This window comes from Buttiauxella agrestis ATCC 33320, assembly GCF_000735355.1.
Classification (GTDB): Bacteria; Pseudomonadota; Gammaproteobacteria; order Enterobacterales; family Enterobacteriaceae; genus Buttiauxella; species Buttiauxella agrestis.
The window spans coordinates 15,912-36,890 of record NZ_JMPI01000046.1 but is presented as its reverse complement, the minus strand read 5'-3'; the positions used below and the strand labels follow the sequence as shown (position 1 = coordinate 36,890).

At 52.9% G+C, this 20,979-nt stretch carries 21 protein-coding genes; 18 read left to right on the top strand and 3 right to left on the bottom strand.

Annotated elements, in window-relative coordinates; all coding sequences use genetic code 11:
- A partial coding sequence (gene smrB, locus GBAG_RS14305) for an endonuclease SmrB (RefSeq protein WP_034497328.1) occupies window positions 1–523 on the bottom strand: 523 nt, incomplete at its 3' end.
- 171 nt (window positions 524–694) lie between these two features.
- Here smrB and prmB point away from each other — a divergent pair.
- From prmB to GBAG_RS14275, 6 genes are all read left to right on the top strand, one after another.
- The gene (gene prmB, locus GBAG_RS14300; protein WP_034497320.1) at window positions 695–1,627 is read left to right on the top strand and encodes a 50S ribosomal protein L3 N(5)-glutamine methyltransferase; all 933 of its coding nucleotides are present in this window, start codon (window positions 695–697) and stop codon (window positions 1,625–1,627) included.
- Window positions 1,628–1,698: 71 nt separating this feature from the next.
- Entirely contained in the window at window positions 1,699–2,784 is a 1,086-nt protein-coding gene (gene aroC, locus GBAG_RS14295; protein WP_034497318.1) for a chorismate synthase, read from the top strand.
- A gap of 4 nt (window positions 2,785–2,788) precedes the next feature.
- Window positions 2,789–3,613, top strand: coding sequence for a penicillin-insensitive murein endopeptidase (mepA, locus tag GBAG_RS14290; RefSeq protein WP_034497316.1), 825 nt, complete (start codon window positions 2,789–2,791; stop codon window positions 3,611–3,613).
- An 11-nt stretch (window positions 3,614–3,624) separates the two neighbouring features.
- A complete protein-coding gene (locus GBAG_RS14285; protein ID WP_034497314.1) occupies window positions 3,625–4,422 on the top strand; it encodes a sulfite exporter TauE/SafE family protein in 798 nt (265 codons plus the stop codon).
- A 16-nt stretch (window positions 4,423–4,438) separates the two neighbouring features.
- Window positions 4,439–4,993: an elongation factor P hydroxylase gene (locus tag GBAG_RS14280; RefSeq protein WP_034497327.1), complete on the top strand. Its 555-nt coding sequence runs from the start codon at window positions 4,439–4,441 to the stop codon at window positions 4,991–4,993.
- A 28-nt stretch (window positions 4,994–5,021) separates the two neighbouring features.
- Complete coding sequence (locus tag GBAG_RS14275; protein ID WP_034497311.1) at window positions 5,022–5,297, top strand: YfcL family protein; 276 nt, start codon at window positions 5,022–5,024, stop codon at window positions 5,295–5,297.
- 101 nt (window positions 5,298–5,398) lie between these two features.
- Here GBAG_RS14275 and mnmC read toward each other — a convergent pair whose 3' ends face one another.
- The gene (gene mnmC / locus GBAG_RS14270) at window positions 5,399–7,399 is read right to left on the bottom strand and encodes a bifunctional tRNA (5-methylaminomethyl-2-thiouridine)(34)-methyltransferase MnmC2/FAD-dependent 5-carboxymethylaminomethyl-2-thiouridine(34) oxidoreductase MnmC1 (protein ID WP_034497309.1); all 2,001 of its coding nucleotides are present in this window, start codon (window positions 7,397–7,399) and stop codon (window positions 5,399–5,401) included.
- 157 nt (window positions 7,400–7,556) lie between these two features.
- On the opposite strand from mnmC, the gene fabB reads away from it, so the two are divergent.
- The gene (gene fabB / locus GBAG_RS14265) at window positions 7,557–8,774 is read left to right on the top strand and encodes a beta-ketoacyl-ACP synthase I (RefSeq protein WP_034497307.1); all 1,218 of its coding nucleotides are present in this window, start codon (window positions 7,557–7,559) and stop codon (window positions 8,772–8,774) included.
- Window positions 8,775–8,852: 78 nt separating this feature from the next.
- On the top strand, window positions 8,853–10,034 hold the full coding sequence (locus GBAG_RS14260; protein ID WP_034497305.1) for an MFS transporter: 1,182 nt from the start codon (window positions 8,853–8,855) through the stop codon (window positions 10,032–10,034).
- A gap of 33 nt (window positions 10,035–10,067) precedes the next feature.
- Here GBAG_RS14260 and flk read toward each other — a convergent pair whose 3' ends face one another.
- Window positions 10,068–11,072 (bottom strand): flagella biosynthesis regulator Flk, encoded by a 1,005-nt coding sequence (gene flk, locus GBAG_RS14255; RefSeq protein WP_034497304.1) that lies wholly within the window; start codon window positions 11,070–11,072, stop codon window positions 10,068–10,070.
- 101 nt (window positions 11,073–11,173) lie between these two features.
- Here flk and pdxB point away from each other — a divergent pair, with 101 nt between their 5' ends.
- From pdxB to GBAG_RS14205, 10 genes are all read left to right on the top strand, one after another.
- Complete coding sequence (pdxB, locus tag GBAG_RS14250) at window positions 11,174–12,310, top strand: 4-phosphoerythronate dehydrogenase PdxB (protein WP_034497302.1); 1,137 nt, start codon at window positions 11,174–11,176, stop codon at window positions 12,308–12,310.
- A gap of 70 nt (window positions 12,311–12,380) precedes the next feature.
- Window positions 12,381–13,394, top strand: a complete 1,014-nt coding sequence (locus tag GBAG_RS14245; RefSeq protein WP_034497301.1) for an aspartate-semialdehyde dehydrogenase — start codon at window positions 12,381–12,383, stop codon at window positions 13,392–13,394.
- Window positions 13,394–14,209 carry a tRNA pseudouridine(38-40) synthase TruA gene (truA, locus tag GBAG_RS14240; protein ID WP_034497299.1) on the top strand — a complete coding sequence of 272 codons (816 nt, stop codon included), beginning with the start codon at window positions 13,394–13,396 and terminating at the stop codon, window positions 14,207–14,209. Before GBAG_RS14245 ends, truA begins: the two co-directional genes overlap by 1 nt.
- A gap of 26 nt (window positions 14,210–14,235) precedes the next feature.
- Window positions 14,236–14,895: a DedA family protein gene (locus tag GBAG_RS14235; RefSeq protein ID WP_034497296.1), complete on the top strand. Its 660-nt coding sequence runs from the start codon at window positions 14,236–14,238 to the stop codon at window positions 14,893–14,895.
- Between the two features lie 138 nt (window positions 14,896–15,033).
- Window positions 15,034–15,954 (top strand): acetyl-CoA carboxylase, carboxyltransferase subunit beta, encoded by a 921-nt coding sequence (accD, locus tag GBAG_RS14230; protein ID WP_034497292.1) that lies wholly within the window; start codon window positions 15,034–15,036, stop codon window positions 15,952–15,954.
- Between the two features lie 66 nt (window positions 15,955–16,020).
- Complete coding sequence (gene folC / locus GBAG_RS14225) at window positions 16,021–17,289, top strand: bifunctional tetrahydrofolate synthase/dihydrofolate synthase (protein ID WP_034497290.1); 1,269 nt, start codon at window positions 16,021–16,023, stop codon at window positions 17,287–17,289.
- Window positions 17,279–18,007 (top strand): cell division protein DedD, encoded by a 729-nt coding sequence (gene dedD, locus GBAG_RS14220; RefSeq protein ID WP_034497287.1) that lies wholly within the window; start codon window positions 17,279–17,281, stop codon window positions 18,005–18,007. Before folC ends, dedD begins: the two co-directional genes overlap by 11 nt.
- A 165-nt stretch (window positions 18,008–18,172) precedes the next feature.
- The gene (gene cvpA / locus GBAG_RS14215) at window positions 18,173–18,661 is read left to right on the top strand and encodes a colicin V production protein (RefSeq protein WP_034458856.1); all 489 of its coding nucleotides are present in this window, start codon (window positions 18,173–18,175) and stop codon (window positions 18,659–18,661) included.
- Window positions 18,662–18,695: 34 nt separating this feature from the next.
- Complete coding sequence (gene purF, locus GBAG_RS14210; RefSeq protein ID WP_034497284.1) at window positions 18,696–20,213, top strand: amidophosphoribosyltransferase; 1,518 nt, start codon at window positions 18,696–18,698, stop codon at window positions 20,211–20,213.
- 111 nt (window positions 20,214–20,324) lie between these two features.
- Window positions 20,325–20,894, top strand: coding sequence for a UbiX family flavin prenyltransferase (locus GBAG_RS14205; RefSeq protein ID WP_034497282.1), 570 nt, complete (start codon window positions 20,325–20,327; stop codon window positions 20,892–20,894).
- Window positions 20,895–20,979 lie beyond the last annotated feature (85 nt).

Sequence of the window (20,979 nt, the reverse complement as noted above, 5' to 3'; positions counted from 1 at the left end):
CGATTTCAATCAACACCAGCAATGCTGCATCGCCACCGTACTCTTTCGGTGCCTGGTGAAATGCCATGATGTGTGGGTGTTGCGCCAGCCATAATGGCGTTTGCTGCTTCAAAACGTGTTTGCCATGTCCATGCATCACACAGGCGCAAAACACATGCTCGCGACGACAGGCCGCAATCAGCGCGCCTAATTCCTGCTTCGCTTGCATCTGAGTCAGACCGTGCAAATCGAGGAATAATTCTGGCGAATAATCCCCGCGCCGAATTTTTTTTAGCTCAAAATGGCTGACGTCTTCGCGCACATAACGTGTCGGGCCTTCAGTCGCCAGTCGTGGCTGGAATTCGTCTGAAAAGTAATGACTCGCATCGGCTTGTTCCTGCAACAGCCGTTTCACTGGAACTTCCTGGACTTTCTTACGCATCGGGCGATGAACAATGGTGTCCTGAGTTAATTTTTTTGTGCCGCTCATCAGATCACGGAAAAGGTTCTGATCGTCAGCGCTGAGCGGATTTTTCTTCTTCATCTGTTTCTCGTCTCGCATCTGCATTAGCGCCAGTTTACCTGGTTTGTCGTCCATCGCTAAATAAAACGCAATTTTCACCGCAGTGACAGTGATTGAAATGCTGATTTGTCGCGGCCTTCATGGCAAACTAATCGATTATTGAATTAGCGCGAACGGCCTGCGGAGGGCAACGTGGATAAAATTTTCGTCGATGAGGCAGTGAATGAACTGCATACCATTCAGGATATGCTGCGCTGGGCAGTCAGTCGCTTTAGCGCCGCCAACATCTGGTATGGCCACGGCACGGATAACCCGTGGGACGAAGCCGTTCAGTTAGTGCTGCCAAGTCTCTATCTGCCGCTGGATATTCCAGAAGATATGCGCACTGCGCGTCTGACGCCAAGCGAGCGCCATCGTATTGTTGAACGCGTGATTCGCCGCGTCAACGAGCGCATCCCGGTCGCCTATCTGACCAACAAAGCCTGGTTCTGCGGTCACGAGTTTTATGTCGATGAACGCGTGCTGGTTCCACGCTCCCCAATTGGCGAGCTTATCACCAACCGTTTTGCGGGCCTGTTTGATAACGAACCGCAGCACATTCTGGATATGTGCACCGGCAGCGGCTGTATCGCTATCGCCTGTGCTTACGAATTCCACAATGCAGAAGTTGATGCGGTGGATATTTCTCTTGATGCGCTGGCGGTTGCCGAGCAAAACATCGCCGAGCACTGCCTGGAAAGCCAGGTAACGCCAATGCGTTCCGACCTGTTCCGCGACCTGCCAAAAGTGCAGTACGACATTATCGTCACTAATCCACCGTATGTGGATGCGGAAGATATGTCTGACCTGCCAGGTGAGTTCAAGTTCGAGCCAGAATTAGGTCTTGCGGCGGGTACAGATGGCCTGAAACTGGCGCGTCGAATTCTGGCGTGTGCGCCGGATTATCTCGCCGATGGCGGCGTCCTGATTTGTGAAGTCGGAAACAGCATGGTACATCTGATGGACCAGTATCCGGATGTGCCGTTCACCTGGCTTGAGTTTGATAACGGCGGAGACGGCGTGTTCATGCTGACCAAATCGCAGCTTATTGATGCCCGCGAACATTTCAGCATTTACAAAGATTAATCTGTGCAGGCGGGCCTTACGGCCCGTCTTCATTTGCTCACAACACAACGAAAAACGATAACGGAAAGAAGATGGCTGGAAACTCTATTGGACAAGTCTTTCGCGTAACGACTTTTGGTGAATCTCACGGTGTGGCGTTGGGTTGCATCGTTGATGGTGTGCCGCCGGGCATTCCGCTTACCGAAGCAGATTTACAACACGATCTCGACCGTCGCCGCCCAGGGACTTCTCGCTATACCACGCAACGCCGTGAACCCGATCAGGTGAAAATTCTGTCCGGTGTATTTGAAGGCGTGACGACCGGCACCAGCATCGGTTTGTTGATTGAAAACACTGACCAGCGCTCGCAAGATTACAGCGCGATCAAAGACGTGTTCCGTCCGGGCCACGCAGATTACACCTACGAACAAAAATATGGCCTGCGCGATTACCGTGGCGGTGGCCGTTCTTCGGCTCGCGAAACCGCGATGCGTGTGGCGGCGGGAGCGATTGCTAAAAAATATCTGGCGCACAAATACGGCATCACAATTCGTGGCTGTCTGACGCAAATGGGCGACGTGCCGCTGGAAATTAAAGACTGGGATCAAGTCGAACAAAACCCGTTCTTCTGCCCGGACCCCGATAAAATCGAAACGCTTGATGAGCTGATGCGTGCGCTGAAAAAAGAAGGCGACTCCATCGGCGCGAAAGTGACGGTTGTGGCTGACAACGTGCCACCAGGCCTCGGCGAACCCGTATTCGACCGCTTAGATGCCGATATCGCGCATGCGCTGATGAGCATCAACGCGGTGAAAGGCGTGGAAATTGGCGAGGGCTTTGGCGTGGTTAACCTGCGCGGAAGCCAGAACCGTGACGAAATCACCAAACAAGGCTTCCAGAGCAATCACGCTGGCGGCATTCTCGGTGGTATCAGTAGCGGCCAGCAAATTGTCGCGAACATGGCGCTGAAGCCAACTTCCAGCATTATGGTTCCGGGTCGCACCATCAATCGCGAAGGCGAAGAAGTTGAGATGGTCACGCGTGGCCGCCATGATCCTTGCGTGGGTATTCGTGCGGTTCCGATTGCCGAAGCCATGTTAGCGATTGTATTGATGGATCATATGCTGCGTCAGCGTGCTCAAAACGGTGACGTCACTTTCCCTTTGCCGCGCTGGTAATGCGATGAAAAAGAGACTCGTGGGACTGCTGGCATTGCTTGCCAGTACCGCTACTTTTGCCGCGACGCCGTGGCAGAAAATTAGTCATCCGATTGCGGGAAGCCCGCAGTCTATTGGTGCATTCTCTAACGGCTGCATTGTGGGTGCCCACGAGTTGCCGCTCAACGATCCTCGCTATCAGGTGATGCGCCAGGACCAACGTCGCTATTTCGGCCATCCCGATTTAGTGTCGTTTATCCAGCGCTTGAGCAATCAATCGACGCAACTTGGCCTCGGTACGCTGCTGATTGGTGATATGGGAATGGCGGCGGGCGGTCGTTTTAGCTCAGGCCATGCCAGCCACCAAAGCGGGCTGGACGTCGATATCTTCTTGCAGCTTCCCAAAGCTCGCTGGACTTCAGCTCAGCTTCTTAAACCGCAGGCGCTGGATTTAGTCGCCAGCGATAATCAGCATGTGGTGCCGCGTTTGTGGCAGCCGGAAATCAGCAGCCTGATTAAGCTTGCGGCGAAAGATAACGACGTCACGCGGATCTTCGTCAATCCGGCAATCAAGCAGCAACTGTGTCTGGATGCCGGAGCCGAACGTGACTGGCTGCGCAAAGTGCGCCCGTGGTTTGCTCACCGCGCCCATATGCACGTGCGTCTGCGTTGTCCGGCTGACAGCCTCGAGTGCCAGGACCAACCATTACCACCGCCAGGCGACGGTTGTGGTGCCGAGCTGCAAAGCTGGTTCGCGCCGCCAGCACCGGGCGAGCGGCCACCGAAAAAGAAAACACCACCGCCTTTACCCGCCTCTTGTCAGGCTTTGCTGGATGAGCACGTTCTCTAACGGATAAGTTCATGGAATGGTTTATGGTTTCCCCCCTGATGCTGGTGGCGCTGTTTTTTGTCGCCATGTTTGCAGGGTTTATTGACTCACTGGCAGGTGGGGGTGGTTTGATAACCGTCCCCGTGCTGTTAGCCACGGGAATGTCCCCCGCACATGCTTTGGCGACCAACAAACTCCAGGCCTGTGGGGGTTCAGTTTCTTCCTCGCTCTATTTTATTCGCCGCAAAGTTGTCGATCTTAAAGAGCAGAAACTGAATATTCTGATGACGTTTCTCGGCTCCACATCGGGTGCGTTGCTGGTTCAGTATGTGAAATCTGACGTGCTGCGCCAAATCTTGCCGCTACTGGTCATTTGCATCGGCTTGTATTTTTTACTGATGCCAAAACTGGGTGAAGAAGACAGGCAACGCCGTTTGTACGGCCTGCCGTTTGCGCTGATTGCAGGGGGCTGCGTCGGTTTCTACGACGGTTTCTTCGGCCCAGGCGCGGGTTCATTTTACGCGCTGGCCTTTGTGACCCTATGCGGCTTTAACCTCGCTAAATCTACCGCTCACGCCAAAGTATTAAATGCGACGTCAAACCTGGGCGGCCTGCTGCTGTTCATCATCGGCGGGAAGGTGATTTGGGGAACCGGTTTTGTGATGATGGCCGGGCAGTTTTTAGGGGCGCGGATGGGATCGCGTCTTGTGTTGAGTAAAGGGCAAAAACTGATCCGACCGATGATTGTGATTGTGTCGGCGGTGATGAGCGCCAAACTCTTATTTGATAGCCACGGAACGGAAATTCTCCAATGGTTGGGGATAAATTAAGATGACCACAGCAAATATGACAATAACGACAGAACAGCATTATCAGGAACTTATCGACATTTTCGATAGCTGCTTTAAAGATGAATTTAATACACGTCTGATTAAAGGCGACGACGAACCGATCTATCTTCCTGCTGATGAGGAAATTCCTTATCACCGCGTGGTGTTTGCCCACGGTTATTATGCCAGCGGCATGCACGAGATTTCTCACTGGCTTATCGCGGGTAAAGCTCGCCGCGAGCTGGTGGATTTTGGTTACTGGTATTGCCCGGACGGGCGTGATGCCGAAACTCAAAGTAAATTTGAGGATGTGGAAGTCAAACCCCAGGCGCAGGAATGGTTACTGTGCGTGGCGGCAAACTTCCCGTTCAATGTGAGTTGCGACAACCTGAGTGGGGATGTTGACCCGGACAGAATCGCATTTCAGCGTCGGGTCCATGCGCAGGTGATGATTTACCTGCAAGAAGGTATCCCGGCTCGCACGGCAAAATTAATTGAAGCACTGCGGGAGTATTACAAAACCCCGCCGCTGGCCGCAGAACAGTTCCCGTGGCCGGAAGATTTAAACTAAAAAACCTGCATATTGAAGAGGAAGTACGATGATCGCTGAATTTGAAACACGCATTCTGGCGCTAATTGATGAAATGGTTGAGACGGCCAGTGATGATGAACTGTTTGCCAGCGGTTATCTGCGTGGCCACCTGACCCTCGCTGTGGCTGATGTGGAGCACGGTGAAGATCATAGCCCGGAAGCGCTGCACGGTGCGGTATCCGGCAGCCTGGAGAAAGCGATTCAGGCAGGTGAGCTTTCGCCACGCGACCAGTCTTTGGTGCTGGAAATGTGGGACAACTTGTACCAGAAAGCGCAATTCTAAGCTATTTCGCCGCACCCTGACCCTCTCCCCTGGGAGAGGGAACGGCTCGGTGTTCTCCCTCTCCAGGGGGAGAGGGCTGGGGTGAGGGCGTTAAACCCTCACTATTTTACTTCTCTTCCTTTCAGCAGTTTCCGCACCCAGAATCGATTCGGATTCAGAGCCGCCAGCGTTTCGCCATCCATGGGAATAGGTTCATCGCATATCTGCGCTGCCAGAATTTCTGCCGCCAGTGGTGCACTGCATAACCCTCTTGAACCCAACGCCGCCAACATAAACAGATTGGGATAGACCGGTGCAGCTTCGGCATTTTCACGGTTTTCGCAAAGTGTCGCATAGGCTTCAAGCGTGGCGTCATAACGCGGAACGCTGCCGATAATCGGTATGTGATCGCGTGTTGCACATCGCACTCCGCATCGGGCCTCACCCGCTGAGACATCGACTTCCTTCGGCCATTCCACATCCGGCAGACAATTCAACAAACGTTGACGGTTATGCTGCTGATCTTCATCGTTATAGCGCATTTCTTCCACGCCACGATGATAGCTTGCACCGATACAATGCTGCTGATTGTCTGGATTTTGCGGCGTCAGATAACCGTCGTAACACAGCACCTGGCGTAATTCAGACAGCGACGGGCTGGTTGGAATATGGCTCACCTGGCCGCCAACAGCGGAGAACGGCAGCTTCGCGGTTTGGGCGAGTTTACTGACTTTGAAGCCGTTAGCCAGCACCACAACCGCATGGCGTTTTGCTGCCTGTTCAGCAAACATTAATTCCCATCCGTCAGGTGTTTGCGTCAGTTCTTCGACATGATGCTGGTAATAGGTTTTAAGCCCCATTTGTTCTGCCAGAGCCAGCACACCTGCGGTCAATTGTGCGGGGCACAACCAGCCTCCGAGCGGATAGGTTGCGCCACCATGCCCGGTTTCCAGGCCACAAAGTTTTGCAGCAGTTTGTGCATCGACGGCATGAACCAGTCGCTCAGGAAATTCGAGGCTCAGCATTTGTTCGATTTTATGCTGACTCTTCTCATCCCAGCCCAGTTGCGTCACGCCACACCAGTCGTGATCAAACTCAACAGGCAACGAGTCGTATAAGCGGCGGGCAAAGGTGAACGCCGCGCTGAAAAAGTTTGTTAGCGAAGCGTCGTGCGTATTCAGCAAGGGATACAACGCGCCCTGACGATTACCGGAAGCGCCAAGTGCCGGGGCGATATCTTCGCAGTAAAGCGTGACCCGCCAGCCACGGCGTAGCAAGGCGAGTGAGAGCAGGGCGCTGGCCACACCGCCGCCAACAATAGCGACTTCTTGCCCTTGCGCTGCCGGGCGGGCGTACCACGGCGTGCGTGCTGGCGTTTCAAGCGCTCGTTCCATTACACCCGTCAGCATTTCACGCTTGCGTCCAAAACCTTTCGTTTTGGTCATAGTGAAACCTGCATCAATCAGGCCTCGACGCACAAATCCGGCGCAGGTGAATGTCGCCAGCGTGGCGCCTGGTCTCGCCAGTTTTGCCATGGTGTCAAACAGGTTTTGCGTCCACATATCCGGGTTTTTTGACGGCGCAAAACCGTCAAGGAACCAGGCGTCGACCTGATTATTTAATGTGTCATCTAATTGCGGGATCAGTTCGTTAATATCTCCGAACCACAAGTCGAGAGTCACACGCCCATCAGCCAGTAAAATACGGTGGCAACCGGCAATTGGAAGTGGCCACTGTTGCTGAAGTTGCTGCGCAAAATCGGCCAGTTCGGGCCAATGCGCATGAGCGGTGTGTAAATCTTCGGCAGTGAGTGGGAATTTTTCAAAACTAATAAAGTGCAGGCGCTTGAGCGTGGCTTGAGGCTGGTTTTTGCAAAAGTCTTCAAAAGCTTGCCATAAAGTCAGGAAGTTAAGTCCGGTGCCAAAACCGCTTTCACCAACGATAAATAGCGAGCGATCGTGGGTTATGAAGCGTTCCGATAATCGGTTCCCACCAAGAAAGACATAACGAGTTTCCTCCAGTCCATTATCATTAGAGAAGTACACATCGTCGAATTCTCGGGATACAGGTGTACCCTCTTCGTTAAAGCCAAGGTTGGCAGATTGTATAGGGGACGGTTTCACGTAAGTTACTCGTCTGGCAGGCGGTGAAACGATCATAACGATGTGTGCGAAGCGGCGCAAATTTCAGACCAATTTGGCTGATCGGACTTGTTCGGCGTACAAGTGTACGCTATTGTGCCATTCGAAATCCTAAATAGTGTAGTGAAAGAGGTATTGAATGAAACGTGCAGTGATTACTGGTCTGGGCATTGTTTCCAGCATCGGTAACAACCAGCAGGAAGTCCTGGCATCTCTGCGTGAAGGTCGCTCGGGGATCACTTTCTCTCAAGAATTCAAAGATTCTGGAATGCGCAGCCACGTGTGGGGTAACGTTAAACTGGACACCACCGGCCTGATTGACCGTAAAGTGGTCCGTTTCATGAACGATGCCTCTGTCTACGCTTACCTTTCAATGCAGCAAGCTATCGAAGATGCTGGTTTGAAAGAAGAAGTTTATCAAAGCAACCCGCGTGTGGGCCTGATTGCAGGTTCCGGTGGGTCGTCTAAATCTCAGGTGTTCGGTGCAGACGCAATGCGTAGCCCGCGCGGCCTGAAAGCGGTGGGTCCTTACGTTGTGACCAAAGCGATGGGTTCTGCGGTTTCCGCATGCCTCGCGACTCCGTTCAAAATTCACGGCGTGAACTACTCGATCAGCTCCGCATGTGCGACTTCTGCGCACTGTATCGGTAATGCTGTTGAGCAAATTCAGCTGGGCAAACAGGACATCGTTTTTGCTGGCGGCGGCGAAGAGCTGTGCTGGGAAATGGCCTGTGAGTTCGATGCCATGGGCGCGCTGTCTACTAAATACAACGAAACGCCGGACAAAGCATCCCGTACCTATGATGCGAGCCGTGACGGTTTCGTTATCGCAGGCGGCGGCGGTATGGTTGTGGTCGAAGAACTGGAGCACGCTCTGGCTCGTGGCGCGCACATCTACGCTGAAATCGTTGGCTACGGCGCAACTTCTGATGGCGCAGACATGGTTGCTCCATCTGGTGAAGGCGCAGTACGTTGCATGAAGATGGCAATGCACGGTGTTGATACTCCGATTGACTACCTGAACACCCACGGGACTTCCACACCAGTTGGTGATGTGAAAGAACTGGGCGCAATCAAAGAAGTCTTCGGTAACCACTCACCGTCGATGTCTGCGACCAAAGCAATGACGGGTCACTCTCTGGGTGCCGCTGGCGTTCAGGAAGCTATCTACTCTCTGCTGATGCTGGAGCACGGTTTCATCGCGCCAAGCATTAACATCGAAGAGCTGGATGAGCAGGCTGCTGGCCTGAACATCGTGACTGAAACGACCGAACGTCAACTGAACACTGTTATGTCTAACAGCTTCGGTTTCGGTGGAACGAACGCCACACTGGTGATGCGTAAAGTTAACGCTTAATTCCGGTGAAGTTAATAAACGGGGTGCCTTGTGCGCCCCGTTTTTTTTGCATAATGACGACTGCCAAGGAGTAGCAGTATGTCCTCAATAAATGATTCTCAGCTTCAAAACAATAAATCCGAAAATAAGTCCTTATTTAGCCTGACCTTTGCGGTGTTCCTCACCTATATGACGGTGGGTTTGCCGCTGCCGGTTATTCCACTTTTTGTCCATCACGAGCTTGGCTTCGGCAATACCATGGTCGGGATCGCTGTTGGGATCCAGTTCCTTGCGACGGTTTTGACCCGAGGTTATGCCGGGCGTCTGGCCGACCAGCAAGGTGCGAAACGCTCGACCATGCAAGGGATGTGCGCCTGTGCTTTCGCTGGGGTGGCCTATTTGCTGGCCGCGTTGTTGCCCGTTGATGCAATGGCAAAATTCGGTTTATTGATAGTGGGGCGTTTGATTCTTGGCTTTGGCGAAAGCCAATTACTGACCGGAAATCTGACCTGGGGTTTAGGCCTGGTTGGCCCGACTCGCTCAGGCAAAGTGATGTCCTGGACCGGGATGGCGATTTATGGCGCATTAGCGGCGGGGGCACCCATTGGCTTGCTGTTAAACAGCCAATGGGGATTCGTGGCGCTGGGCGTATCAACTATCGCGCTGCCTTTGGTGGCGTGGGCGTTTAACGGACGCGTTCGCGCAGTGCCTGCGCATAAAGGCGAGCGTCCTTCTCTGTTTGCCGTGATTGGCCTTATCTGGAAACCAGGGCTCGGACTTGCGTTACAGGGCGTGGGTTTTGCCGTGATCGGCACCTTCGTCTCACTCTATTTTGCGTCGAACGGCTGGGCGTGGGCGGGCTTTACGCTCACCGCATTTGGTGGCGCATTTGTGCTGATGCGTGTCCTGTTTGGCTGGATGCCGGACCGTTTTGGTGGTGTGCGAGTCGCATTAGTGTCACTGGCGATTGAAACCATCGGGCTGGTTTTGCTGTGGCAAGCACCGGGCGCAGGTATTGCATTAATAGGTGCTGCGTTAACCGGCTGCGGTTGTTCGCTTATTTTCCCGGCGCTGGGAGTTGAAGTGGTTAAACGCGTTCCGGCACAAGTGCGCGGTACGGCACTTGGTGGATATGCGGCGTTTCAGGATATCTCGTACGGTGTCGCCGGGCCACTGACCGGGCTGCTGGCAACTTCGATGGGATACCCATCTGTATTTTTAGCTGGGGCGATTTCGGCGGGCGTGGGCATCGTTGTTACGCTAATCGCTTTTCGCAAGTAACCTTCAATTGCCACCCGTCGCGGGTGGCAAATTTCATATCACTATCCACAACAAAAGCATCACCACAACCAGCGCGATAAGCGCTAATCCTGGTCGTGCGCTTATCGCTTTCAGCGGATCGATAAACGGTGCCCAGATTGGGCTGGCGATCGGCTGAATGTGATGCACTTCAAGCGCTGATGGCTGGCGTTCGGCGCGTTTTAAAAACACCTGATTCAAAATATCCTGCACCTGCGCGGTGGTCAGTAACGTTTGCGGTGTAGCCTGAAAACGTTGCTGCGAATAGTCCGTTATCTCTTTCCATTCAGCGGGTTCGAGCGGCTGCTTTAAAGCCGCCTGAATAGTATGTAGCGTCGGCGTATTTTGCTGACTCAATGTCTGGCGTGCCTGAAGCCACGTGGTCAACAACGCAAAGTGTTTTGCCGGGATCAGCTCACCCGTTTTCACTCCTGAAAGCTCAAGCATTGACTGCCAGATTAACTTACTGGACTCGCCCGTTGCGGCAGCGAGTTTAGCGACCTGTTTATTTAGTGAATTATGTTCAGCGGGCAACAAGGGGCGATCGGTTGCCTGGCGCTGTTGCGGTTGCGGAATAGCCAACTGGTTATTTTGCAAAAGCGTGAGTACGCTTTTTAATTGTTCTGGCGTGAGCTGGCTGAGGGCCGTCTGCCCAAAATTCTGGCGAATATAGTCGCTTACGGCCTGGCGGTTATTCCCCTGGGGCAAAAGCTCACTAAGCTGCTGAACAACCTGGCGCGTGCCGTGAGTCGTTTGGGCATGATTCAGGCGCTGATTAAGATTTTGTTCAGCCGCGGGGAAGTGGCGCGACAGCAAAGGCGTTTCACTTTTTAATCCGAGGTCGTGTTTCAGACCCGCCCATACTTCGGCGCTTTGCTGCTGGTTTAGCGCAACGATACGAGTAATCAAACGTTCCAGTACGGTACGTTGCACAGTGGAAAGCGGAAACTCGCCTGCCGCAGAATGTGTGGAGGGCGGTTCCCCCGGAGGACGCGCTGTCGCCCCCTGAATGGGTTGCATAGTCTTAATCCTTTGTCAGCCCCCGGCTCAAGTATGCCAGGACGCCAGATTATGGCACACTATCGGGCTTATTCTCGACGATTAACCAACAGGTAACTAACGTGAAAATCCTCGTTGACGAAAATATGCCTTATGCACGCGAATTGTTCAGCCGTCTTGGCGATGTCACCGCCGTTCCTGGTCGCCCCATTCCCGTGTCTGAACTGACCGATGCCGATGCATTAATGGTGCGCTCAGTAACGAAAGTGAATGCTGATTTACTCGATGGAAAAGCAATCAAGTTTGTGGGTACGGCGACGGCGGGCTGTGACCACGTTGACGAAACTTACCTTGAGAACGCGGGTATCGCTTTTTCAGCAGCACCAGGTTGCAACGCTATCGCGGTAGTTGAATACGTCTTTTCTTCGCTATTAATGCTCGCAGAACGTGACGGTTTCCAGTTGACTGACCGCACGGTGGGCATTGTTGGTGTGGGTAATGTGGGTTCACGTTTGCAGGCGCGTTTAGAAGCCTTTGGTGTGCGCACGCTGCTTTGCGATCCCCCTCGCAGCGATCGTGGTGAATCCGGTGATTTCCAGCCGCTGGAAACACTGGTTCGTGAAGCCGATGTGTTGACCTTCCACACGCCGCTGTTTAAAGACGGCCCGTACAAATCGCTGCATTTAGTCGATGAAAAACTCATCTCCAGCCTCAAGCCTGGCTCAATTCTGATTAACGCTTGCCGTGGCCCGGTGGTTGATAACGCCGCGTTGCTGAAATGCCTGGAGAAAGGCCAGGATCTGAGTGTTGTGCTCGATGTCTGGGAACCGGAGCCGGAGCTCAACGTCGCATTGCTCGATAACGTGGATATTGGCACTGCGCACATTGCGGGTTATACGCTGGAAGGTAAAGCGCGTGGCACCACGCAAGTGTTCGAAGCATTCAGTGAATTTATCGGTCTGAAGCAGCAAGTGGCTTTAGACACGTTGCTGCCTGCGCCCGAATTTGGCCGTATTACCCTGCATGGCCCGCTGGATCAAGCGACACTCAAAAGACTGGTTCATCTGGTGTATGATGTGCGCCGCGATGATGCACCGCTGCGTAAAGTCGCGGGTATTCCTGGTGAGTTTGACAAGTTACGCAAAAACTATCAGGAACGTCGTGAATGGTCGTCGCTCTATATTCAGTGTGATGATGAAGCGGCAGCAACAATGCTGCAAAAGCTAGGCTTTGGCGCTATCTATCACGCGGTGCGTTAAAACAATCCTTCTCATCTTCCCGGTGCTGCTATCGGGGAGATACTGCTATTTAAGTCTGGAGTAAACCAACATGTCTGAAGGCTGGAATATTGCCGTTTTAGGTGCCACGGGTGCCGTAGGCGCAGCTGTGATTGAACTGCTTGCCGAGCGCCAGTTCCCGGTTGGTGAATTGTATGCCCTCGCACGTAATGAAAGTGCGGGTGAAAATATTCGTTATGAAGGCAAAACCGTGATGGTTCAGGATGCTGAATCATTTGACTGGACTCAGGTTCAGCTCGCGTTCTTTGTGGCGGGTTCAGAAGCGTCAGCGCGTTATGTTGAAGAAGCGACTAACGCCGGTTGCCTGGTTATCGACTCAAGTGGCTTGTTCGCCATGGAACACGACGTACCGTTGGTGGTGCCAGATGTGAACCCATTCGTGCTGGGTGAATACCGCAATCGCAATCTGGTGGCCGTGGCTGACAGCCTGACCAGCCAGTTGTTGACCGCATTGAAACCGCTTATCGAACAAGGTGGTTTATCCCGTATTCAGGTCACTAATTTACTGGCCGCTTCTGGTCGTGGCAAAAGTGCAGTCGATGCGCTGGCCGGGCAGAGTGCTCGCCTGCTGAACGGTTTGCCAATTGTAGATGCCGATTTGTTTGGTCGCCAGTTAGCGTTCAACATGCTGCCGTTAATGCCTGATGCAGAAGGCAGCATTCCTGTCGAGCGCCGCTTAGTGAACGAAGTGCGCAAAGTCTTGCAGGATGAAGGCGTGATCATTTCTGCGAGCTTCGTCCAGGCACCGGTGTTTTACGGCCACGCGCAAATGGTGAACTTTGAAGCCATGCGCCCGCTTGCCTCAGAAGAAGCGCGTGACGCATATATTCAATTTGAAGATATCGAACTTTCTGAAGAGGGTGATTTCCCGACTCAGGTTTCCGATGCTTCCGGCAGCTCGCACCTTTCCATCGGCTGTATCCACAACGATTACGGTATGCCAGAACAAATTCAATTCTGGTCTGTTGCCGATAACGTTCGCTTTGGCGGCGCACTGATGGCAGTGAAAACAGCTGAAAAATTAGTGCAGGAGTATATGTACTAATGTCCGACGAGTTGCTGCAAACCCCGCTTCGCAGAATTGCACTTGGCATTGAATACGACGGCAGTAAGTATTACGGCTGGCAGCGCCAGAACGAAGTGCGCAGCGTGCAGGAAAAGCTTGAAAAGGCGCTCTCGAAAGTGGCGGATGAGCCAATCAACGTGTTCTGTGCCGGGCGAACCGACGCAGGCGTTCATGCCACCGGCCAGGTTGTGCATTTCGAAACGCGTATGGATCGTAAAGACGCGGCATGGACACTGGGTGTAAATGCGAATTTACCTGGCGACATTGCCGTGCGTTGGGTTAAAAATGTGCCCGATGATTTTCACGCCCGCTTTAGTGCAACGGCGCGCCGCTATCGTTATGTCATTTATAACCAGCGTCTGCGCCCGGCTGTGATGTCTCAAGGTGTCACGCATTTTTACCATCCGCTGGATGTCGATCGTATGCACCGGGCGGCGCAATGCTTGCTGGGCGAGAATGACTTTACCTCGTTCCGCGCAGTGCAATGCCAGTCGCGCACGCCGTGGCGTAACCTGATGCACATCAACGTGACCCGTTACGGTGCTTACGTGGTGGTGGATATCAAAGCCAATGCGTTTGTTCATCATATGGTACGAAACATTGTCGGCAGCCTGATGGAAATCGGCTGTGGCAATCAGGCAGAAAACTGGATGGCAGAATTACTGGCAGCAAAAGATCGCAAGCTGGCAGCTGCAACCGGTAAAGCAGAAGGCTTGTACTTAGTTTCTGTGGACTACCCTGAACATTTTGAGTTGCCTAAACCCCCAATGGGACCCCTTTTTTTGGCAGACTGACGCCAGACGAAATAGGTAGATAGCATATGGAATTTATCCGCTTCATTATTGATTTTATTTTGCACATTGATGTGCATTTGGCGGAGTTGGTAGCGCAGTATGGTGTCTGGGTTTATGCCATTCTGTTTTTGATTTTGTTCTGTGAAACCGGTCTGGTGGTCACACCGTTCCTGCCGGGGGATTCATTGTTGTTTGTGGCAGGTGCGCTGGCGGCGTTGCCAACTAACGATCTGAACGTTCACACCATGGTGATTTTGATGGTCATCGCCGCGATTATTGGCGATGCGGTGAACTACACTATTGGGCGGCTTTTTGGCGAAAAGCTATTCAGTAACCCGAACTCTAAAATCTTCCGCCGTAGTTATCTTGATAAAACACACGCTTTTTACGAGCGTCATGGCGGAAAAACGATTATCCTCGCGCGCTTCGTACCGATTGTGCGAACTTTCGCACCGTTTGTCGCGGGCATGGGGCATATGTCTTATCGCCATTTTGCGATGTATAACGTTGCCGGTGCGTTGCTGTGGGTACTGCTGTTTACCTACGCAGGCTACCTGTTCGGCGATTTGCCGATTGTGCAGGAAAACCTGAAATTACTGATTGTGGCGATTATTGTATTGTCGGTATTGCCGGGCGTGGTTGAGATTATTCGCCACAAACGTGCGGCCAAACGCCTGCAAAAGTAACCCCATCGCGCGGTTCGACCACTTTTTTATCCAAAGTCGCGGGCCGTTATGTTTTAATGAGCACCATTTATGGTCTGGGGCAGCTAGTTCTGCCACAGAAAAACTGGCATCGACCAGGTTCAAGCAGAAAGGTCATCAATGAGCTGGATTGAACGAATTCTCAATAAGAGCAATATCACCCCTACCCGTAAGGCGAGTATCCCTGAAGGGGTGTGGACGAAATGCGACAGCTGTGGCCAGGTTCTGTACCGTGCCGAACTGGAACGCAATCTCGAAGTCTGCCCAAAATGCGATCACCACATGCGTATGTCTGCGCGCGATCGCTTGCACAGCCTGTTAGATGAAGGCTCGATGTTTGAATTGGGTAGTGAGCTTGAGCCAAAAGATATCCTCAAGTTCAAAGACTCTAAAAAATATAAAGACCGTCTGGCATCTGCTCAGAAAGAAACCGGCGAGAAAGACGCGCTGGTGGTCATGAAAGGTACGCTCTACAACATGCCAGTTGTGGCTGTAGCGTTTGAGTTTGCTTTCATGGGCGGTTCCATGGGTTCTGTTGTGGGCGCGCGTTTTGTTCGTGCTGTGGAGCAGGCTCTGGAAGATAATTGCCCAATGATCTGCTTCTCCGCTTCCGGTGGCGCACGTATGCAAGAGGCGCTGATGTCGCTGATGCAGATGGCGAAAACCAGTGCTGCGTTGGCAAAAATGCAGGAACGCGGTCTGCCGTATATTTCGGTTCTGACTGACCCAACAATGGGTGGCGTTTCGGCAAGCTTCGCGATGCTGGGCGATCTGAACATTGCTGAACCAAAAGCTCTGATCGGCTTCGCGGGTCCACGTGTTATCGAGCAAACCGTTCGTGAAAAACTGCCGCCGGGCTTCCAGCGCAGTGAGTTCCTGATTGAAAAAGGGGCGATCGACATGATCGTTCGCCGCCCGGAAATGCGCCTGAAACTGGCAAGCATTCTGGCAAAACTGACAAATCAGCCAGCGCCGAATCCGGAAGAGCCGCGTGAACCGATTGTGGTTCCGGCCGCACCGGAAGAAGGTCACGAGGCCTGATAGTTAATAAGGGCAGGCCAAACAGGTCCTGCCCTTTTTCTTGAACCGTAGCGTAGAGCGGGCATCATGGAAAAAACTCAAACTCCTCAAGCCACGTCGCCCTTGGCCACGTGGCTTTGTTATCTGGAAAACCTCCATTCTAAAACCATCGAGCTTGGCCTTGAGCGCGTAAAAAAAGTTGCCGCAACGCTTGATGTGCTGAAACCCGCGCCAACGGTGTTTACCGTGGCGGGAACCAACGGCAAAGGCACAACCTGCCGTACCCTGGAAAGAGTGTTGATGGCGGCCGGTTACAGCGTGGGTGTTTATAGCTCGCCGCATCTGGTGCGTTACACCGAGCGTGTGCGCGTGCAAAGTGAAGAGCTGGACGAGGCATACCACACGGCGGCATTTGCACAAATTGAAGCCGCGCGTGGCGAGACATCTCTGACCTATTTTGAGTACAGCACCTTGTCGGCGCTACTGTTGTTTAAGCAACTGGCGGTGGATGTGGTGATCCTTGAAGTGGGGCTGGGCGGGCGTCTTGATGCCACCAATATTGTCGATGCCGATGTGGCGGTCGTCACCAGTATCGCGCTGGACCACACTGACTGGCTGGGGCCAGATCGTGAAAGTATCGGGCGTGAAAAAGCGGGTGTTTTCCGTGGCGGGAAACCGGCAATCGTCGGCGAGCCTGATATGCCGCATACCATTGCCGATGTGGCGACGGAGAAGGGCGCTCAATTGCTGCGCCGTGGCGTGGACTGGTCTTATCACGTTGGTGAGAATAGCTGGAGCTTCAAAGACAGCCAGGGCGAACTGAGCGAATTACCGTTGCCGTTAGTTCCGCAGCCGAATTCGGCGACGGCACTGGCGGCGTTGCGTGCCAGCGAGCTAAATGTCAGCAATGAGGCTATTATTCAAGGCATTAAAGAAGCGACGTTACCGGGGCGATTCCAGGTGATTTCGCGTGAGCCGTTGGTGATCCTTGATGTGGCGCACAACCCTCATGCGGCGGCGTATTTGGCCGGGCGTCTGGAGCAACTTCCAAAACGCGGGCGCGTGTTGGCCGTTATCGGGATGCTGCATGACAAAGACATCGCGGGCACGTTGGCATGTTTGTCGCCTCAGGTTGATAGCTGGTATTGTGCTCCATTAGAAGGCCCACGCGGTGCCACGGCGGAACAACTGATTGAACATCTCGGTCAGGGCGAAGTCTATGGCAGTGTGGCGCAAGCCTGGCGTGCCGCAATGAAGGCCGCCACAGAAAATGATACCGTGCTGGTGTGTGGTTCATTTCATACAGTAGCCCACGTAATGGAAGCGTTGGACGCGGAGAAAGCAGGTGGCGAGTAAGTTTCAAAATCGATTAGTCGGAACCATTATTCTGGTCGCACTGGGGGTCATTATCCTGCCAGGGCTGCTTGATGGTCAGAAAAAGCATTATCAGGATGAGTTCGCAGCAATTCCTTTGGTTCCAAAACCGGGTGACACCGATGAGCCAGACATGCTGCCTGCCGCGACTCAGGCACTGCCTTCGCAACCCCCTGAAGGGGCGGCCGAAGAGGTGAGAGCAGGCACAGCGGCAGCACCAGGGCTTGATATCGCTTCTTTGCCTGGGGACGGAGCAGCGGGTATTGATGAAGTGCCTGTCAGCCGTGAGCAGCCGAAGCCAAAACCTGTGGCTGAGAAACCGAAACCTAAGCCTGTTGAAAAACCACAGAGCAAAGCTTCCGTTGATCAAACCGAAGAACGTCTGGCAATGATGAACGAACAGCCTCCGGAGCCTGCAAAACCAGCGAAGCAAGAAACTGCAGAGCAAGCACCGACCGGCAAAGCTTACGTCGTGCAACTGGGTGCCTTGAAGAATGCCGACAAAGTGAATGAAATTGTTGGTAAACTACGCGGCGCTGGGTTCCGTGCTTATACCTCACCGTCAACGCCAGTTCAGGGTAAAGTCACCCGAATTCTGGTAGGGCCGGATGCCTCGAAAGACAAACTTAAGTCTTCATTGGGCGAGCTAAATTCGCTTTCCGGGCTGAACGGCGTGGTGATGACTTATACGGCCAGATAAACCCGCAGAGGCGGGATTTAGGGCAAATTTTTAATGGCGTTGAGCATTTTTTCAACGCCATTATTTATTTACGCGAGGGAAGGAAATCCCTACGCAAACGTTTTCTTTTTCTGTTAGAATGCGCCCCGAACTGGACGTCAGGGCGATTTGTCGTGGGATTTGTTCATGGTTTGGATAGATTACGCCATCATTGCGGTCATCGGCTTTTCGGCTCTGATTAGTGTTATTCGTGGGTTTGTGCGTGAAGCGTTATCGCTAGTAACCTGGGGCTGTGCTTTCTTTGTCGCCAGTCATTACTACACTTACCTTTCTGTCTGGTTCACTGGCTTTGAAGACGAACTGGTACGTAATGGAATAGCTATCGCGATACTGTTTATCGCGACACTCATCGTCGGTGCGATAGTCAATTATGTGATTAGCGCGCTGGTTGAGAAAACCGGCCTGTCGGGTACAGACAGGGTGTTGGGGATTTGTTTTGGTGCGTTACGTGGAGCACTGATCGTCGCCGCCATTCTGTTCTTTCTTGATACGTTCACTGGTTTTTCCAAGAGTGACGACTGGCAAAAGTCGCAGCTTATCCCGCAATTCAGTTTCATCATCAGATGGTTCTTTGACTATCTGCAAAGCTCGTCAAGTTTCTTGCCCCGGCCATAAGGCAGGGGTTGTGGCTTAATGAGGAAAAGACAACATGTGCGGTATTGTCGGTATCGCCGGTTTTATGCCGGTAAACCAGTCTATCTATGACGCGTTAACGGTGCTTCAACACCGTGGGCAGGATGCCGCAGGCATCGTCACCATTGATGCCTTAAATTGTTTTCGTCTGCGTAAAGCCAATGGGCTGGTGAGCGATGTGTTCGGTGCCATTCACATGCAACGCTTGCAGGGAAACATGGGTATCGGCCACGTACGTTACCCGACTGCGGGTAGCTCTAGCGCTTCTGAAGCCCAACCTTTCTATGTTAACTCTCCGTACGGCATTACTCTTGCACACAACGGCAATCTGACTAACGCCCACGAACTGCGCCAAAAGTTGTTCGAAGAAAAGCGTCGTCACATTAACACCACTTCCGATTCTGAAATCCTGCTCAATGTTTTTGCCAGTGAGCTGGATAACTTCCGCAACTATCCGCTGGAAGCAGACAACATTTTCGCCGCGATTGCCGCAACCAACCGCCAGATTCGTGGTGCGTACGCTTGTGTTGCGATGATTATCGGCCACGGTATGGTGGCGTTCCGCGACCCTAACGGTATTCGTCCGTTGGTGATGGGCAAGCGCGATTTGAATGATGGCCGCACCGAATATATGGTGGCCTCCGAAAGCGTCGCCCTTGATACGCTGGGCTTTGAGTTCCTGCGCGATGTTGCGCCGGGCGAAGCGGTGTACATCACCGAAAAAGGCCAGTTGTTCACACGCCAGTGTGCTGACAACCCGACCAGCAATCCATGCCTGTTCGAGTACGTTTACTTTGCGCGCCCGGACTCGTTCATCGACAAAATTTCCGTTTACAGCGCCCGCGTTGAAATGGGTAAAAAGCTCGGTGAGAAAATTGCTCGCGAATGGGAAGATTTGGATATCGACGTGGTTATCCCGATTCCAGAAACCTCGTGCGACATCGCGCTGGAAATCGCCCGTATTCTCGACAAGCCGTACCGTCAGGGTTTTGTGAAAAACCGCTACGTAGGCCGCACGTTCATCATGCCCGGCCAGCAACTGCGTCGTAAATCTGTGCGTCGTAAACTGAATGCTAACCGCGCTGAGTTCCGCGATAAGAACGTGCTGCTGGTGGATGACTCCATCGTGCGCGGCACCACTTCTGAGCAAATTATCGAGATGGCACGTGAAGCCGGTGCGAAGAAAGTTTACCTCGCGTCAGCGGCACCGGAAATTCGTTTCCCGAATGTGTATGGCATTGATATGCCAAGTGCTAACGAACTGATTGCTCATGGCCGTGAAGTTGACGAGATCCGTCAGTTGATTGGTGCCGATGGTCTGATTTTCCAGGATCTGAACGATCTGATTGAAGCGGTTCGCGTTGAGAATCCGGATATCACGCAGTTTGAATGCTCGGTGTTCAACGGTATTTACGTGACCAAAGATGTGGATCACGAATACCTTGAGTATCTTGAGTCACTGCGTAATGACGATTCACAAGCGATTGCCCGTCAGAACGAAGTGGAAAACTTAGAGATGCACAACGAGGGTTAAAGCCATCCTCACCGTAACCCTCTCCCGGAAGGAGAGGGTTACCATTTCTTGCATCCCTGCCCATCTTGCGGCAAAGTCAGCCCAGATAAACTCCTCGGGCGAATGAAAAATATGAAACGGTTAATTGTTGGGATTTCAGGTGCCAGTGGCGCAACTTACGGTGTGCGACTGCTTCAGGTACTGCAACAATTACCGGACATCGAAACGCATCTTATCCTGAGCAATGCTGCCCGCCAGACCCTCGCGCTGGAAACCGATATTTCCTTACGAGAAGTTCAGGCCTTTGCCGATGTGGTTCACGACTCGCGTGATATCGCCGCCAGCCTTTCCTCTGGCTCTTTTAAGACGCACGGCATGGTGATATTGCCTTGCTCAATCAAAACCCTTTCTGGCATTGTCCACAGCTATACAGATGGTTTGTTAACGCGTGCAGCGGATGTCGTGCTCAAAGAGCGTCGCCCGTTGGTGCTTTGCGTGCGTGAAACGCCGCTGCATCTTGGGCATTTGCGCCTGATGACCCAGGCTGCTGAAATGGGCGCAGTGATAATGCCGCCGATGCCTGCGTTTTATCATCGGCCACAAAGCGTGCAGGACATTATCGACCAGACGGTGAACCGGGTCATCGATCAGTTCGATATTGAGTTACCACAAGATTTGTTCACTCGCTGGAGCGGTGCATAAGCGCGATGCGCCAGTGTGGTGCATCACAAAACCCTGCGCCTCATTATGAGGCGTTTTTGTAACCCCGATCACTTCCAGAACATTT

Bases quoted from the DNA above. Each gene is read 5' to 3' on its own strand.
- aroC (WP_034497318.1), top strand. From the start codon at position 1,699: ATGGCTGGAAACTCTATTGGACAAGTCTTTCGCGTAACGACTTTTGGT.
- mepA (WP_034497316.1), top strand. From the start codon at position 2,789: ATGAAAAAGAGACTCGTGGGACTGCTGGCATTGCTTGCCAGTACCGCT.
- GBAG_RS14285 (WP_034497314.1), top strand. From the start codon at position 3,625: ATGGAATGGTTTATGGTTTCCCCCCTGATGCTGGTGGCGCTGTTTTTT.
- GBAG_RS14280 (WP_034497327.1), top strand. From the start codon at position 4,439: ATGACAATAACGACAGAACAGCATTATCAGGAACTTATCGACATTTTC.
- GBAG_RS14275 (WP_034497311.1), top strand. From the start codon at position 5,022: ATGATCGCTGAATTTGAAACACGCATTCTGGCGCTAATTGATGAAATG.
- fabB (WP_034497307.1), top strand. From the start codon at position 7,557: ATGAAACGTGCAGTGATTACTGGTCTGGGCATTGTTTCCAGCATCGGT.
- GBAG_RS14260 (WP_034497305.1), top strand. From the start codon at position 8,853: ATGTCCTCAATAAATGATTCTCAGCTTCAAAACAATAAATCCGAAAAT.
- flk (WP_034497304.1), bottom strand. From the start codon at position 11,072: ATGCAACCCATTCAGGGGGCGACAGCGCGTCCTCCGGGGGAACCGCCC.
- GBAG_RS14245 (WP_034497301.1), top strand. From the start codon at position 12,381: ATGTCTGAAGGCTGGAATATTGCCGTTTTAGGTGCCACGGGTGCCGTA.
- truA (WP_034497299.1), top strand. From the start codon at position 13,394: ATGTCCGACGAGTTGCTGCAAACCCCGCTTCGCAGAATTGCACTTGGC.
- GBAG_RS14235 (WP_034497296.1), top strand. From the start codon at position 14,236: ATGGAATTTATCCGCTTCATTATTGATTTTATTTTGCACATTGATGTG.
- accD (WP_034497292.1), top strand. From the start codon at position 15,034: ATGAGCTGGATTGAACGAATTCTCAATAAGAGCAATATCACCCCTACC.
- folC (WP_034497290.1), top strand. From the start codon at position 16,021: ATGGAAAAAACTCAAACTCCTCAAGCCACGTCGCCCTTGGCCACGTGG.
- cvpA (WP_034458856.1), top strand. From the start codon at position 18,173: ATGGTTTGGATAGATTACGCCATCATTGCGGTCATCGGCTTTTCGGCT.
- purF (WP_034497284.1), top strand. From the start codon at position 18,696: ATGTGCGGTATTGTCGGTATCGCCGGTTTTATGCCGGTAAACCAGTCT.
- GBAG_RS14205 (WP_034497282.1), top strand. From the start codon at position 20,325: ATGAAACGGTTAATTGTTGGGATTTCAGGTGCCAGTGGCGCAACTTAC.